This is a genomic window from Caulobacter sp. FV1ye6ST (assembly GCF_058681225.1).
The window spans coordinates 1,421,327-1,434,850 of sequence record NZ_CM178733.1; the positions used below are offsets into that span (position 1 = coordinate 1,421,327).

Sequence of the window (13,524 nt, forward strand, 5' to 3'; positions counted from 1 at the left end):
CGACTCCCGGCTTCACCGGAAGCTGTTGGAAACACGGCGTTAATTTTGCTCTGCGCATGGTTATCCCCGTACTCGGGATTCCATGCCAGACATGAGCGCCGCCGCAGCAGCACAGGAATACAAGCGCCTGACGCAGCATGACGTTGACGTCATCTGCGCCAAGCACGATCGCCTGTGGTCGGCCCGCCTGGGCGGGGCGCGCGCCGTCTTCGCGTTCTGCGACCTGTCGGGCCTGTCGATGACCGGCCGCAACCTGTGCGACGCCGACTTCACCGGCGCGATGATGGTCGGCTGCGACCTGCGCAAGACCAAGCTGGACAACGCCAATCTCTACGGCGCGGACATGCAGGGGGCGGACCTGACGGACGCCTCGATGCGTCGCGCCGACCTGCGTGGCTCCAGCCTGCGCGGCGCCAACCTGACCGGCGCCGACATGTTCGAGGCCGACCTGCGCGAAGGCACGATCGCCGCCGCCGACCGCAAGGAAGGCTACCGCGTCATCGAACTGACCCAGCGCGAGGCTTACGCCACCGGCGCGAATCTCTCAGGCGCCAACCTCGAGCGCTCGCGCCTTTCGGGCATCGTCGCCACCAAGGCCGACTTCAGCGACGCGATCCTCAAGGACGCCAAGCTGGTCCGCGCCAACCTCAAGCAGGCCAATTTCAACGGGGCCAATCTGGCCGGCGCCGACCTTTCGGGCGCCAACCTGACCGGGGCCGACCTGCGCAACACCGTCCTGGTCGGCGCCAAGACCATGTCGTGGAACATCAGCGACACCAACCTGGAAGGCGCGCTGACCGACAAACCGTCCGGCACCAGTGTCTCGGACCTGCCGTACGAGCAGATGATCGCCGACCACGCGCGCTGGATCGATACCGGCGGTGCCGAGGGCAAGCCGTCGGTTTTCGACAAGGCGGACCTTCGGAACCTGCGCTCGATCCGCGGCTACAACCTGACGGCCCTGTCAGCCAAGGGCGCGGTACTCTACGGCCTCGACATGGAGGGCGTGCAGATGCAGGGCGCGCAGCTGGAAGGCGCCGACCTGCGGGCCTGCAACCTGCGCCGCGCCGACCTGCGCGGCGCGCGGCTGAAGGGCGCAAAGTTGACCGGTTCGGACCTGCGCGACGCCCAGTTGGGCCCGCTGCTGATCGCCGCCGACCGCGTGCTGCCGGTGGACCTGACGGGCGCGATCCTGGCCAATGCCGACCTCGCGCGGGCCGACCTTCGCCAGGCTCGGATGACCGGCGCGGACGTGTCGCGCGCCAACTTCACCGGGGCCCAGCTCAAGGACGTGGACCTGACCGGCGCGATCCGTCTGGCGGCGCGGGGCCTGGACGATGTTATTTAAGAAAATATCGCGACAAACGGACGCACGCTTAACGCTTCGCTCGTCCCTCGTCGCTACAGTGCGCGTAACTCAGAAAAGAACCTAACGGGGAACCAACGTTATGAACGCCGCGCAAAGCGTGGCCGGGCGTCGTCGCCTGAGCCAAGCCGAGCTCGACATGATCGTAACGGCGCACGAGAAATTCGTTACCGGCAAGCAGGGCGGCAAACGCGCCTCCCTACGCTTCATGCAGCTGTCGGGCCTAGATCTGTCGTTCCGAAATCTGATTGACGCGGACCTGACCGCTTCTGTCCTCGAGAATTGCCGCATGGTCCGCACCAAACTGGACCGCGCGAGCCTGTTCGGCTGCGACCTGCGGAAAAGCGACATGCGACAGGCTTCGCTGGTCCGCGCGGATCTGCGGGGCGCCTGCTTGCGCGGCGCGAACCTCGCCCAGGCGGACCTGACCCAGGCCGACTTCCGCGAAGGCCAGATCGCCATCCCGCACCCCCGCAAGGGCCTCGAGACGATGCGCCACGAGACCCGCCAGGGCGAAGTGGACGAGGTCAACTTCTCGGGCGCCACCCTGGACGGCTCGCAGTTCGAGGGCGTCTCGGCGTTCAAGGCCGATTTCAGCGATTGCTCGCTGAGGGGCGCCAAGCTGGCGGGCGCGAACCTGAAGGAAGCCAATCTGGTCGGGGCCATGCTGGACGGGGCCGACGTCAAGGGCTGCAACCTGGAAGGCGCGAACCTGTCGGGCGCGGTGATGGCGGGGGTCGACACCTCCACGGCCCGCATCAGCGGCGCCAGCATGACCGGCGCGGTGGTCACGGTGACCCGCGAGGCGATCGACAAGGCCCAGGAACTCTACCGGCGTTGCCTGGACAACCAGCGCTGGTGCCAGACCGGCGGCAAGGAGGGCGCGGCCGCCCGCCTCGACGGCGAGGACCTGCGTCCGCTGGGGGACAGGCTGAAGGGCCTGCGCCTGACCGCCATGAGCGCCAAGGGCGCCTGCATGGTCGGCCTGGATCTCTCCGGCGCCCAGCTGCAGGGCGCGAATCTGCAGAACGCCGACCTGCGCGCGGCCAACCTGCGCGGCGCGGACCTGCGCGGCGCCAAGCTGACCGGCGCCAACCTGACCAAGGCCGACCTGCGGCAGGTCTTCCTGTCGCCGCTGCCGCTGGGACCCGACCGTCAGACCCCGTCCAATCTGCAGGGCGCGCGGATGCGCTACGCCATGGTCCAGACCGCCGATCTCAGTGAAGCCGTCTTCGACGGCGCCGACCTGCGCGGCTCGGATTTCACGGGCGCGCGGGTGGCCAAGGCCAGCTTCCGCGATGTGGACCTGAACCAGGTCCAGGGCTTGGATTTCTCGCTGCCCTGACCAGGGCCCGATCTGAAAAAGGCGGCGCATCGCTGCGCCGCCGAAGTTCAGAGGGGATCAGGGGAGACTAAGGAGCAGGGCCGCCGTCAGGCGGCCTTTTCGCCTTCGATCAGGGTCGAAGCGGGGCTCGACTTGATCTCCACCGTGCGGGGCTTCAGCGCTTCGGGCAGCTCACGCTTCAGCGCGATCGACAGCAGACCGTTCGACAGGTCGGCGTCGCCCACGATCAGGTAGTCCGTCAGCTGGAACTTGCGCTCGAAGTTACGCTCGGCCAGGCCGCGATGCAGGTACTGTTTGGCGTCCCCGTCATTGGCGGCCTTGCGCCCGGTGACGGTCAGGAGGTTTTCCTTCACCTCGACGGTCAGTTCATCGGGCTTGAAGCCGGCCACCGCGATCTCGATGCGGTAGTCGTTCTCGCCGGTGCGTTCGATGTTGTAGGGGGGGTAGCCCGAGGCCGCTTCGGTGCGGGCGGCGGCGTCCAGCTGGTCGGCGAGGCGGTCGAAGCCGACGAGCGAGCGGTACAGGGGCGAAAGGTCGATCGTACGCATAGGGTCAGATCCTTCTTATCAAGCAAGGTCTTTGATGTTCGTCCCGTCGGCGACCCGAAATCGGCGTCGCCAGGTGGTCCGGAAGGCCCGGGTGTCCAGCGCCTTCGTTGAAGTAGTTGGTGAGCCGATTTTCCGGTTCAAGGGGCGCCAAACTCATCGAACGTGAATCGTTTGACGCGCCGTCAGCCCCGGCTAAGGTCGCGCTCCAATTCCGCCAATCCGCCGAAGGACACGTCCCCCATGCCGCTTCGTCGCCACGCTCTCCTGCTCGCCGCCGCGTTCGCCCTGGTCGCGCCCGCCGCCTTGGCCGCGCCCGACGCGGCGCTGAAAGCCGCCGTCGCCTCGCCGAACCGCCCCGCTGGCGATGTCGCCCGCGACGGCGCGCGCCATCCCTATGACAGCCTGACCTTCTGGGGCGTGAAGCCCAAGCAGACGATCATCGAGATCTCGCCCGGCGGCGGCTACTGGACCGAGATCCTGGCCCCGTACGCCAAGGCCACCGGCGGGACCTATGTCGCCGGCGTCGCCGATCTGTCGAATCCCAAGATCTCGGAAGGGGCCAAGAAAGGCCGCGCCGACTTCGAGGCCCGGTTCGCCGACGCGGCCAAGTACGGCAAGCCCCAGTTCGTCAATTTCGGCGCTGCTTCGGGTCCGCTGGGCGCGCCGGGCTCGGCCGACGTGGTGCTGACCGCCCGCAACGTCCACAACTGGACCCAGGCGCCAGGCATGGCCGACAAGGTGTTCGCCGACTTCTTCGCCGTTCTGAAGCCCGGCGGCGTGCTGGCGGTCGAGGATCACCGCGCCGACCCGCGCTCGGAAAAGGACGCCGGCGCGGACGGTTACCTGAACACCGCCACGGTGGTCGCCCTGGCCGAGAAGGCCGGCTTCAAGCTGGACGCCAAGTCCGAGATCAACGCCAATCCCAAGGACACCAAGGATCACCCCTTCGGCGTCTGGACCCTGCCCCCCGTCAAGCGCACCGCCCCGGGCGGCCAGCCGGCCAATCCGAACTTCGACCGCACGAAATACGACGCGATCGGCGAGAGCGACCGCATGACCCTGCGCTTCCGCAAGCCAGCCTAGGTCGGCCTGCCTGACTTTGGTCAAGGTCGGCCGGCAGGTTGGCTGCATTACGGGGGAATGATGCGTCCAGCTCAGTATTGGTCGAGGCGGGGAGTCCTGGCGAGCGTCGGCGCGCTGGGGCTTTCGGCCTGCGGGCAGAAGAACAACCCGGCCAAGACCGACGCCAAGGCGGCCCGGAAGGCCGGGCCGGCGACCATCGAGACGGCCGTGGCCGGCGACTGGCGTCCGCCCGCCGACCGCGCCCGCGACATCTGGCGCCATCCGGTCGAGACCTTGAAGTTCTGGGACCTGAAGCCCGGTCAGACGGTGGTCGAGTTCTGGCCGGGCGCCGGCTGGTACACCGACATCCTGGGTCCGTTCCTGGCCGACACCCGCGGCCAGCTCTACGAGGCCGAGCTGCAGGCCGACGATCCGTCGGAGCCCGCCGCGGCGGAGATCGTCGAGGCCTACCGTCGCAAGCTCTCGGAAAAGAAAAAGATCTACGGCGAGGTGATCTTCACCGCCTTCGGCCCGACCAGCGGCCCGGTGGCGCCGGCGGGAACGGCGGACCTCGTGCTGTTCCTGCGCAACCTGCACAACTGGATGGCCGGCGGCATCGCCGAGAAGGCCTTCAAGGACGCCCTGGCGGCCCTGAAGCCGGGCGGGATCCTGGGCGTCGAGGAGCACCGGGGCCAGCCGGGCCGGGTGCAGGACGTGCTGGCCGCCGACGGCTATGTGCAGCAGGACTACGTGATCCAGATGGCCAAGGAGGCTGGCTTCGTCCTGGCCGGGACCAGCGAGATCAACGCCAATCCCAAGGACACCAAGGACCACCCGTTCGGCGTCTGGACCTTGCCGCCGACGCGGCTGTCCGCCCCGCGCGGCGAGCCGGCCGAGCCGGGTTTCGATCATTCCAGATATGACGCCATCGGCGAAAGCGACCGCATGACCCTGAAGTTCGTGAAGCCCAAATGAAACGCGCCCTGATCCTCGCCGCGGCCCTGGCCGCCGCCGCGACGCCCGCCCTGGCCGAAAAGACGGCGCCGGCCGACAAGGTCTTTCCGTTCCTGGGCCGCTTCCTGGCCGTGCCGGTCAGCGAGCGCGGCCGTATGAAGCTGTCCTACGCGGTCCGTCACGACGGCAAGATGATCCCGAACCTGAAGGCTACTTTGGTCGAGAAGAACGGGACGCGCACGCCACTACCGGTCAATGCCGAGGGCTATTTCGACCGTCTGCCCAACGCCGCGCAGTTGGACAACGGCCCGACCGTCGTGCTCGACGTGCCGGCCGACTGGAAGATGGGGGCGCTGATGGACCTGGCCCCGGCTCTGAAGCCGGCTCAGGACTATGACGCGCGTGAGCTGACGGCGACCGTCAACGAGACCAACGGCGTCATCGGCAAGGCCGCGGGCATCGCCAGCCTGATGGCCCCGAAAATGTCCGGGATCACCTTCCTGAAGGGCGAGGGTGGAACGATCGTCTTCGCTGACGGCCACACCGCGCCGCTTCCCGAGGGCAAGGAAGGGCCATACTTCCGTCCCGACGATCACAAGGGCGCCGCACGGGTAAAGTTGACAAAAACGCCGATTAAGGTCGGGTTCTACGTCGGGAAGAAATAAGGCCCTGGGTCGTCTGAACGGTGTTTACTTAACCGGACGGCCCGGTCTAGCTATCCGTCCAACTTTTTCGCGCAGAGGGAGATCGCGCTCATGGCCACGCTTCAGGAAATCACCGATCGCATCAAGGGCGCCGTCGGCGACGACAGCGGTCTCGGCAAGAGCCTCAAGTTCGACCTCAAGGACACCGGCGTCATCCATATCGATGGCGGTTCGGTGACGAACGAAGACAAGCCGGCCGACCTGACCATGACGCTCAGCCTGGACGATCTGCTGGCCATCGGCGCCGGCACGCTGGACCCGACCATGGCGGTCATGACCGGCAAGCTGAAGCTGTCGGACATGGGCACGGCCATGGCGCTGCAGCCCAAGATGGGCGCTCTGTTCGCCAAGATGCGCTAACCCGCGATGACGGAAGAACCGGCGCGTCTGGTCTCGATTCCCGAGGCGCCGGTTCCCGACACGGGTAAGGCCGAATGGTTTCGCGGCGCGGATGGGGCGACCCTCCGCGCCGCGACGTTTTTCCCGCGGGGACCCGCGCGGGGTTCGGTGGTGCTCAGCCCCGGACGCAGCGAGCCGATCGAGAAGTATTTCGAGGTCGTCGAAGATCTCCTGGGCCGCGGCTTCGCCGTGCTGCTGCACGACTGGCGAGGGCAGGGGCTGTCGGCTCGCGACCTGCCGGACCGCCTCAAGGGTCACGCCCGGGGCTTCAAGACCTTCGTTTCCGACTACAAGACGCTGCTCGACACGTTCGACGCGCGAATGCCCAGGCCGTGGGTCGCTGTGTCGCACTCGATGGGCGGCTGCCTGACCATGCTAGCCCTGGCCCACGGCGAGACGCGCTTCGCCGCCGCCGTGCTGTCCGCGCCGATGCTGGGCTTGAACACGGCAGGCGTGCCGCCTTGGCTGGCCAAGCCGCTGGCCTGGACGATGTCACGGGTCGGCCTGGCCGGCGACTACGTGTCGGCCGCCTACGATCCCCTGACCCAGACCTTCCAGGGCGACGGCCTGACCCACGATGAGACACGCTACGACCACTATCAGGCCCAGCTGAGGGCCGATCCGGAGATCGCCCTGGGTGGTATGACCTGGGGCTGGGCCGACTTCGCCATCTCGGCCTGCGCCTGGCTGCGGGGCAGCAAGGGGGTCGAGAAGATCCAGATCCCGGTGACCATCGTCGGGGCCGAACTGGACAACCGCGTGCTGAATTCGGACGCGGAAGCGATCGCCGCCCGCATCCCCAAGGGCCGCTATGTCGAGGTCCCGGGCGCTTTCCACGAGATCCTGGTCGAGACCGACGCGCGCCGGGCGATCTTCTGGCGGGCCTTCGACGAGACGGTCGATTCCGTCGCCGCGCGAGAGCCGCTTATTTCGCCGAACGCTTCAGACTGACCAGGGCCTCGTCCAGGGGACGGCGGTCGCCGGAGATGACCATCTGGCCGCCGTTCGGGCCGACGGGCTCGCCGCGCCAGTTGGTGACGATGCCGCCGGCGCCTTCGATCACGGGGATGGCGGCCTCGATGTCCCAGGACTTCAGGCCGGCCTCGATGACCATGTCCATCTTGCCCATGGCGACCATGGCGTAGGCATAGGCGTCGCAGCCCAGACGGGCCAGCTTTGAAGCCGCGCGAACTTGCAGCCAGGCGCCGCGCTCGGCCCCGTCGAAGCAGGCGTCGGGATCGGTGGTGGCGATGACGGCGTCGGTAAGGTCGGCGCATTCGCGGACCTTGATCGGCGTCTCCTGGCCGCGCGCCAGCAGGCGCGAGCCGCCGGCGTGGCCGATGAACAGCTCGCCGACATAGGGTTGGCCGATCGAGCCCAGCACGGGGCGGCCCTGATGGCGCAGGCCGATGAGGGTGGTCCACAGCGGCAGGCCGGAGATGAAGGCGCGGGTGCCGTCGATCGGGTCCAGCACCCAGACGAACTCGGCGTCGGGGCGGTCCTCGCCGTATTCCTCGCCGATCACGCCGTGCTCGGGGAACCGCTCGCCGATCAGCTGGCGGATCGCCGCTTCCGCGCCGCGGTCGGCCTCGGTCACGGGGTCGAACGCCGCGTGTGAGTCGCGCGGAAGGTTCTTGCCGGCGCCCTTGTCCTCCAGGCCATGATCGGCCCGGAACAACGGCAAGATCGCGTCCGCGGAGGCGCGGTTCAGATCGATGGTGAAGGCGTCGAGCGCCGCGAGCCGGTCAGCGGAAAGCGTCATGGGCGGGGTTTAACGCCCCCGCCGCGGGTACGCTACCAATGACTTACGCGTCGGCGTGTTCGTGAGCGCCGCCGTTCAGCGACTTGGCCAGGTCCAGCAGGCGACGTCGCGGACGCTCGCCCAGCAGGTAGTAGGCGCGGATCAGGTCCAGCGTCTCCTTGCGAGCGAACATCTCGCCGCCTTCCGCCGACTCGCCAGCGCTCTCGCGGCGAACGTCCGACAGGCCGTCATAGAAGTAGCCGACCGGCACTTCCAGCGCCTCGGACAGTTGCCACAGACGCGCGGCGGAGATGCGGTTGGCGCCGCACTCGTATTTCTGAATCTGCTGGAACCGCACGCCGACGGCGCCAGCCAGTTGTTGCTGGGTCAGGCCCAGCAGACGGCGGCGGCGACGCAGGCGCTTGCCCAGGTGCGTATCAATGTCGTTTCCCATGGAAGCAGTCCCCACTAGCTCTTCCCAACCCGTCCCGAAACGGAACGGTCTGGGTTGACGGTCGCAAGTCGCGTGCCGCGAGAACGCGTTGGGCGAAAGAACGCCCCGTTCAGCCGGCCAACGCGCTTCAAGTGTGGCCCTCGCGCCCGTCTGGTTCAGGTCGCGACCAGACGGGCTCGGGCGCCGTTGCGCGAGGCGTGCGAGGCAGCCTACTTAGGACGCATGTCGGATAAGCGTCAGCCCTGGGTGCGGGATCTTCTGTGGCGGTTGGAAGCCCTGGGCTTCGACCTCTTTATCGGCGCCGTGCGCCTGATGGGCGTGGATCGCGCTTCGGATTTCGGCGGCTGGCTGGGCCGTACGTTCGGGCCGCTCAGCGGCGCGCACAAGGTCGCGACCCGGAATCTGAAGCTGGCCTTCCCGGAAAAGGACGCTGCCTGGCACGCCCGGATCCTGGACGAGCAGTGGGAGGGCCTGGGCCGCTCGTTCGCCGAGTTCCCCTTGATGGACAAGATCCTGCCGTCGACCGGGCGGGTCGAGGTGGTCAATGCCGAACGCCTGGCGCGGATCGCCGAGCAGAAGGTCCCGGTGGTGTTCGTCTCGGGGCACCTGTCCAACTGGGAGGTGATGCCCGCGGCCATCGTCGACAGCGGCGTGATCTGCGAGATGACCTATCGCGCGGCCAACAACCCCTATGTCGACAAGCGCATCCGCGACAGCCGCTTTCGCTACGGGGTGCGCCTGTTCGCGCCCAAGGGCGGCGACGGCTCCCGCGAGCTGCTGAAGGGCATGATGGAGGGCCGATCGGTCGCCCTGATGAACGATCAGAAGTTCAACAGCGGCGTGGCGGCCCCGTTCTTCGGCCACGACGCCCGCACCGCGCCGGCGCCGACGCGGATGGCGATCCGTTTTGGCACGGTGCTGCAGCCGATGTCGGTTCAGCGCCTGAAGGGCGCGCGCTTCCGGGCGGTGGTGCACGACCCGATCGTCCCGCCCAGCACGGGCAACCGCACGGCCGACATCGAGGCGGGCGTGCGGATGATCAACGCCTTCATGGAAGACCGCATCCGCGAGCGGCCGGCCGAGTGGTTCTGGGTCCACCGTCGCTGGCCGAACGAGGTCTATGCGGAACTGGCCGAGCGCGAGCGCGCGGCCCAGACCGCCAACGCCTAGATCTCCAGCGTGTCCGCGGCCGCGTCCTTCTCGCCCGAGCGGCGGAAGGGGCCGTGGTAGTGCGGGTCGACGCGGCGGCGCCTGCAGGGACCGAAATAGTCCGATGATCGAATGAATGGCCGCGGGTGGAAGATCACCGTGTTGATCCGATCCAGCAACGATCGGGCCGTGACCGGTTTGACCACGACCTCGGTCACGCCGGCGTCGCGGGCCTCGAACACGCGGTGACGCTCGGCGAAACCCGTCAGCATGATGATCGGCAGGAACGGGTCGACGCTGTCGGGCGAGTTGCGGACGAGCTGGGTGAACTGCACGCCGTCCAGCGGGCTCATCTTGAAGTCGACGATCGCGATGTCCGTCTGCCAGTCGCGCAGGATCTGCAGGCCCTCGGCCCCGTCCATGGCTTCACGAATGTGGCGAACACCCACGCCTTTCAGGATCGCCGAGACGATCGACCGGATGTGCTGGTTGTCGTCCACCAGCAAAAAGCGCAGCTTTTCCAACGCCGCCGACATGCGGGAGCCGCCTCCTTAAAAATCTCGCGGAAACACCAGAACGCGGGCTGCTCCCACAAGCGACCGCCCGTCCCAATAGCGGCGGCATAGCTAGCGAATGAATGAAAATCGCGCCAGAGGCGAATTGTAAGATTTTCAGGCGCGGAAGGGACCCGCGCCGACCAGCAGTGACGGGTCCAGATTGCGCCCGCGCCATTTCATGCGCCAGCACAGATGCGGTCCGGTCGCGCGGCCCTCCTTGCCCGTCTCGGCGATAAGCTGGCCCTGATTGACGTAAGCGCCCGCCGGGACAAGGATTTTCGACAGATGAAGATAGGCGGTGATCAGACCCTGGCCGTGATCGACCAGGACGAGACCGCCCTCGTAGTGCAATCCGGTCTCGGCGAAGCACACCAGACCGCCGGCCGGCGCGCGCACCGGCGTGCCGACGGGTGTCGCCAGATCAACCCCATAATGGGGACGCTTGGGCTCGCCATTGAGGATCCGCTGGCCGCCGAAGCGGGCCGAGCGCCGCGCGCCCACGACCGGAAGGATGAAGCCGTCGCGGAATCCCTCCAGGTCGGCCTGGCTGGCGAAGCCGGCGACCTTGCGGAGGTTCTCGGCGGTGATCCGCTCCAGCAGCGCCGGATCCGTCGGCGTCACCTGCTCGGGCGGCAGGCCGTCGATGCGCTGGATATCGAAGTCGCCGACCGCGATGGCGCGCTCGTCCGAGGCCGAACCGTCCGGCGTGGTGACCGTCAGCCTGCTTTGCGGCGGCGCATCGCGGTCGAAGCCGATCACGAACCACCCGTTGGCCGAGGCGGTGGTCCGCGTCAGGCCGTCGACATCGATCAGCGCGCGCGGCGTGGTGCGGCCGACGGCATAGCCGCCTTGGACGAACTTGCCCGTCAGCGACAGGCCCGGCGCGGCGGCGCGGGTCGTCGTCGTCAGGGCGGCGGAAAGCGGCAGCGCGGCCAGGACCGCGCGGCGGCTCAGGCCGCTTGCCAACGCTTCAGCGCTTCGGCGGGACCGGCATAGGCTTCCTGGTGCTCGGGGCTCCAGTAGCGCAGCGCCTCCAGCGGGATCTGCTTGTTGGTGATGGCGCACAGCACGAAGCGGCCGGGGCTGAGCACGGCGAACTCGCCGTCGCCATAGTGCAGGACGGCGATGCCGTCGGACTTGCCGAGATCACGATCGAAAGCGTTCATGGCTTCTACTGTACGCCAAAGCGGGGCTTCAGAACAGATCGCCCTGATCGATCGGCGGAGCCGGCGGCCTGGGGCGAGGCTTCTGCGCGGGGGCGGCCGCGGGCGCGGGCGGCGGGACGAACCCGCCTTCGCCGTCGATCACCGCGTCTCGGTCGCCGCTCTTGAACTTCAGGTTCACGCGTTCGCCGGCGACGAGGTCGGCCGCCGAGCGGGCCAGAGTCCCGTCGCCCTTGCGAACCAGGGCGAAGCCAAGCTCGAGCGGCCGCTCGGGGTTCAGCGATTGGCGCAGCTTTTCCAGGCCGGATAAGCGGTCGACATCGCGCTGCAGGCGGCGATCTCCGGCGGCGTTCAGGCGCTGCCAGAGGGCGGGCAGGCGGGCGTGTTGGGCGACGCGGTCGGGCGCGCGGCGGGCGGCCAGGTCCAGGCGGCGGCCAAGGTCGGCCACCCGCTCGGCCTTGGTCGCATGCTGGCGGCGCAGGGCGTCCGGCGTCAGGCGCGCGGTGACCTTCAGCAGCGCCTGGGCGTGGACGGTGGTGTTTCGGTGCAGGGCCGCGTCCAGGCGTCCCGACGCGATGTCGAATCGCTGCTGGGCCAGGGCCAGGATGTCGTCCGGACGCGGCAGGCCGCGCGCGGCGCTGACCAGGCGCGTACGGCGATCCTCGATCAGTCGCGCGCCCGAGCGGTTCAGGCGGCGGTCGAGATCCGAGATCAGGGCGCGCAGCTCGGCCAGCACCGGAGTCGCCATCTCGGCGGCGGCGGTGGGCGTGGGCGCGCGGCGGTCGGAGACGAAGTCGATCAGGGTGGTGTCGGTCTCGTGGCCGACGGCCGAGATCAGCGGGATGGTTCCTTCGGCGACCGTGCGGGCCAGGCCTTCGTCGTTGAAGGCCCAGAGGTCCTCCACCGAGCCGCCGCCACGGGCGACGATCAGGATGTCTGGGCGCGGCACGGGACCGCCGGGCGCGATGGCGTTGAAGCCGCGGATGGCCGCGCTGACCTGAGCCGCGGCGGCGTCGCCCTGGACGACGCACGGCCAGACCAGCACCTGGCACGGCCAGCGGTCGCGGATGCGGTGCAGGATGTCGCGGATTACCGCCCCGGTCGGGCTGGTGATGACGCCGACCACGGCCGGCATCGAGGGGAGGGGCTTCTTGCGCTCGGGGGCGAACAGGCCCTCGGCGGCCAGCTTGGCCTTCAGCCGTTCGAGTTGCGCCAGAAGCGCGCCGACGCCAGCGGCCTCCATGCTGTCGATGACGATCTGATAGCGCGAGCCGGCCGGATAGGTGGTGATCTTGCCGGTGACGATGACCTCGAGGCCATGCTCGGGCCGCACGCCCAGGCCCCGGACATTGCCCTTCCAGACCACGCCGTCGATCGCGGACTTGTCGTCCTTGATGGTCAGGTAGACGTGACCGTTGCCGTGGTGCGTGACCTTGGACAGCTCGCCGCGCAGACGCACGAAGCCGTACCGGTCCTCCAGCGTCCGCTTCAGGGCGAAGGCCAGCTCGGAGACCGAATAGGGCGGTGCGTTGGAATCGGTTGGCGGCAAATCGCTCATGAGCTTCTAGATAGGACAAAGCCGGGGCGGGGTTAAATGGCCGAAAGCGTACTGAGCGTAGAAGAGGTCGCCGCCCGGGTCCCGCTGTGGTGCGCGCTATCCGAGTTGTTCCTCGATACCCAGATGCAGCGCCAGGATTACGAGGCGATCGCTCGGGTGGCGCGCGAGGGCGGCTTTTCGGTGGAGCAGGTCCGCGACATTTTCGAGCACGAGGTCTTCCCTGCCTTCGCCTTCAATCTCATGAGCGTCGCCGGCGAATGGGCCGGCTTCGATCCGGATTTCGTACGCGAGCGGATCCTGCTGACCCTGGGCCGTCCGCGGGCGACGCGGCTTCTGACCGGCGGTCTGAGAAAGCAGTTGCTGGCCGAGGAGTGGCCTCACGTGCGGGCGGTGATGGAGGGGCGCGAGCCCGATCTCTCCGAAGCGCCCGTCAAGCCCGATCCGCCGATCCTGCTCATCGGGATCGGAGTCCTGGTTGTTGTGGCGGGCCTAGCCCTGATCTTTGGCTGGCTCTGAGGTCGGCT

At 68.2% G+C, this 13,524-nt stretch carries 16 protein-coding genes; 9 read left to right on the top strand and 7 right to left on the bottom strand.

From position 1 onward, the window contains the following. Window positions 1–91 precede the first annotated feature (91 nt). Window positions 92–1,348 (top strand): pentapeptide repeat-containing protein, encoded by a 1,257-nt coding sequence (locus tag ACW175_RS06895; protein WP_492103856.1) that lies wholly within the window; start codon window positions 92–94, stop codon window positions 1,346–1,348. Window positions 1,349–1,448: 100 nt separating this feature from the next. Then, window positions 1,449–2,711, top strand: coding sequence for a pentapeptide repeat-containing protein (locus ACW175_RS06900; protein WP_492103857.1), 1,263 nt, complete (start codon window positions 1,449–1,451; stop codon window positions 2,709–2,711). Between the two features lie 86 nt (window positions 2,712–2,797). Here ACW175_RS06900 and ACW175_RS06905 read toward each other — a convergent pair whose 3' ends face one another. Next, entirely contained in the window at window positions 2,798–3,259 is a 462-nt protein-coding gene (locus ACW175_RS06905) for an Hsp20 family protein (protein WP_492103858.1), read from the bottom strand. A 240-nt stretch (window positions 3,260–3,499) separates the two neighbouring features. Here ACW175_RS06905 and ACW175_RS06910 point away from each other — a divergent pair, with 240 nt between their 5' ends. The 5 genes from ACW175_RS06910 (at window position 3,500) to ACW175_RS06930 (ending at window position 7,329) form a co-directional block, all read left to right on the top strand. After that, window positions 3,500–4,342, top strand: coding sequence for a class I SAM-dependent methyltransferase (locus tag ACW175_RS06910; RefSeq protein WP_492103859.1), 843 nt, complete (start codon window positions 3,500–3,502; stop codon window positions 4,340–4,342). Window positions 4,343–4,399: 57 nt separating this feature from the next. Next, window positions 4,400–5,296, top strand: coding sequence for a class I SAM-dependent methyltransferase (locus ACW175_RS06915; RefSeq protein ID WP_492103860.1), 897 nt, complete (start codon window positions 4,400–4,402; stop codon window positions 5,294–5,296). Next, the gene (locus ACW175_RS06920) at window positions 5,293–5,940 is read left to right on the top strand and encodes a hypothetical protein (protein WP_492103861.1); all 648 of its coding nucleotides are present in this window, start codon (window positions 5,293–5,295) and stop codon (window positions 5,938–5,940) included. Before ACW175_RS06915 ends, ACW175_RS06920 begins: the two co-directional genes overlap by 4 nt. Before the next feature lie 90 nt (window positions 5,941–6,030). Next, on the top strand, window positions 6,031–6,339 hold the full coding sequence (locus tag ACW175_RS06925; protein WP_492103862.1) for an SCP2 sterol-binding domain-containing protein: 309 nt from the start codon (window positions 6,031–6,033) through the stop codon (window positions 6,337–6,339). Between the two features lie 6 nt (window positions 6,340–6,345). Continuing rightward, entirely contained in the window at window positions 6,346–7,329 is a 984-nt protein-coding gene (locus ACW175_RS06930) for an alpha/beta fold hydrolase (RefSeq protein WP_492103863.1), read from the top strand. On the opposite strand, the gene hisN is transcribed toward ACW175_RS06930, so the two are convergent. Further along, window positions 7,304–8,140, bottom strand: coding sequence for a histidinol-phosphatase (gene hisN / locus ACW175_RS06935; RefSeq protein ID WP_492103864.1), 837 nt, complete (start codon window positions 8,138–8,140; stop codon window positions 7,304–7,306). The two genes, ACW175_RS06930 and hisN, sit on opposite strands and share 26 nt — an antisense overlap. A 43-nt stretch (window positions 8,141–8,183) precedes the next feature. Then, a complete protein-coding gene (locus ACW175_RS06940) occupies window positions 8,184–8,573 on the bottom strand; it encodes a helix-turn-helix domain-containing protein (protein WP_492103865.1) in 390 nt (129 codons plus the stop codon). Window positions 8,574–8,795: 222 nt separating this feature from the next. On the opposite strand from ACW175_RS06940, the gene ACW175_RS06945 reads away from it, so the two are divergent. Beyond that, a complete protein-coding gene (locus tag ACW175_RS06945) occupies window positions 8,796–9,743 on the top strand; it encodes a lysophospholipid acyltransferase family protein (RefSeq protein WP_492103866.1) in 948 nt (315 codons plus the stop codon). Here the strand turns inward: ACW175_RS06945 and ACW175_RS06950 are convergent. From ACW175_RS06950 to xseA, 4 genes are all read right to left on the bottom strand, one after another. After that, a complete protein-coding gene (locus ACW175_RS06950; RefSeq protein ID WP_492103867.1) occupies window positions 9,740–10,258 on the bottom strand; it encodes a response regulator in 519 nt (172 codons plus the stop codon). The two genes, ACW175_RS06945 and ACW175_RS06950, sit on opposite strands and share 4 nt — an antisense overlap. Before the next feature lie 135 nt (window positions 10,259–10,393). Next, the gene (locus ACW175_RS06955; RefSeq protein ID WP_492103868.1) at window positions 10,394–11,245 is read right to left on the bottom strand and encodes a M23 family metallopeptidase; all 852 of its coding nucleotides are present in this window, start codon (window positions 11,243–11,245) and stop codon (window positions 10,394–10,396) included. Continuing rightward, a complete protein-coding gene (locus tag ACW175_RS06960; RefSeq protein WP_492103869.1) occupies window positions 11,230–11,445 on the bottom strand; it encodes a DUF2093 domain-containing protein in 216 nt (71 codons plus the stop codon). Before ACW175_RS06960 ends, ACW175_RS06955 begins: the two co-directional genes overlap by 16 nt. 28 nt (window positions 11,446–11,473) lie before the next feature. Continuing rightward, on the bottom strand, window positions 11,474–13,000 hold the full coding sequence (gene xseA / locus ACW175_RS06965) for an exodeoxyribonuclease VII large subunit (protein ID WP_492103870.1): 1,527 nt from the start codon (window positions 12,998–13,000) through the stop codon (window positions 11,474–11,476). Between the two features lie 36 nt (window positions 13,001–13,036). Here xseA and ACW175_RS06970 point away from each other — a divergent pair, with 36 nt between their 5' ends. Further along, complete coding sequence (locus ACW175_RS06970) at window positions 13,037–13,516, top strand: DUF7079 family protein (RefSeq protein ID WP_492103871.1); 480 nt, start codon at window positions 13,037–13,039, stop codon at window positions 13,514–13,516. The last annotated feature ends 8 nt before the right edge of the window (window positions 13,517–13,524 follow it).

Bases quoted from the DNA above. Each gene is read 5' to 3' on its own strand.
- ACW175_RS06905 (WP_492103858.1), bottom strand. From the start codon at position 3,259: ATGCGTACGATCGACCTTTCGCCCCTGTACCGCTCGCTCGTCGGCTTC.
- ACW175_RS06915 (WP_492103860.1), top strand. From the start codon at position 4,400: ATGATGCGTCCAGCTCAGTATTGGTCGAGGCGGGGAGTCCTGGCGAGC.
- ACW175_RS06925 (WP_492103862.1), top strand. From the start codon at position 6,031: ATGGCCACGCTTCAGGAAATCACCGATCGCATCAAGGGCGCCGTCGGC.
- ACW175_RS06970 (WP_492103871.1), top strand. From the start codon at position 13,037: ATGGCCGAAAGCGTACTGAGCGTAGAAGAGGTCGCCGCCCGGGTCCCG.
- ACW175_RS06950 (WP_492103867.1), bottom strand. From the start codon at position 10,258: ATGTCGGCGGCGTTGGAAAAGCTGCGCTTTTTGCTGGTGGACGACAAC.
- ACW175_RS06940 (WP_492103865.1), bottom strand. From the start codon at position 8,573: ATGGGAAACGACATTGATACGCACCTGGGCAAGCGCCTGCGTCGCCGC.
- hisN (WP_492103864.1), bottom strand. From the start codon at position 8,140: ATGACGCTTTCCGCTGACCGGCTCGCGGCGCTCGACGCCTTCACCATC.
- xseA (WP_492103870.1), bottom strand. From the start codon at position 13,000: ATGAGCGATTTGCCGCCAACCGATTCCAACGCACCGCCCTATTCGGTC.
- ACW175_RS06930 (WP_492103863.1), top strand. From the start codon at position 6,346: ATGACGGAAGAACCGGCGCGTCTGGTCTCGATTCCCGAGGCGCCGGTT.
- ACW175_RS06900 (WP_492103857.1), top strand. From the start codon at position 1,449: ATGAACGCCGCGCAAAGCGTGGCCGGGCGTCGTCGCCTGAGCCAAGCC.
- ACW175_RS06945 (WP_492103866.1), top strand. From the start codon at position 8,796: ATGTCGGATAAGCGTCAGCCCTGGGTGCGGGATCTTCTGTGGCGGTTG.
- ACW175_RS06895 (WP_492103856.1), top strand. From the start codon at position 92: ATGAGCGCCGCCGCAGCAGCACAGGAATACAAGCGCCTGACGCAGCAT.
- ACW175_RS06920 (WP_492103861.1), top strand. From the start codon at position 5,293: ATGAAACGCGCCCTGATCCTCGCCGCGGCCCTGGCCGCCGCCGCGACG.
- ACW175_RS06960 (WP_492103869.1), bottom strand. From the start codon at position 11,445: ATGAACGCTTTCGATCGTGATCTCGGCAAGTCCGACGGCATCGCCGTC.
- ACW175_RS06910 (WP_492103859.1), top strand. From the start codon at position 3,500: ATGCCGCTTCGTCGCCACGCTCTCCTGCTCGCCGCCGCGTTCGCCCTG.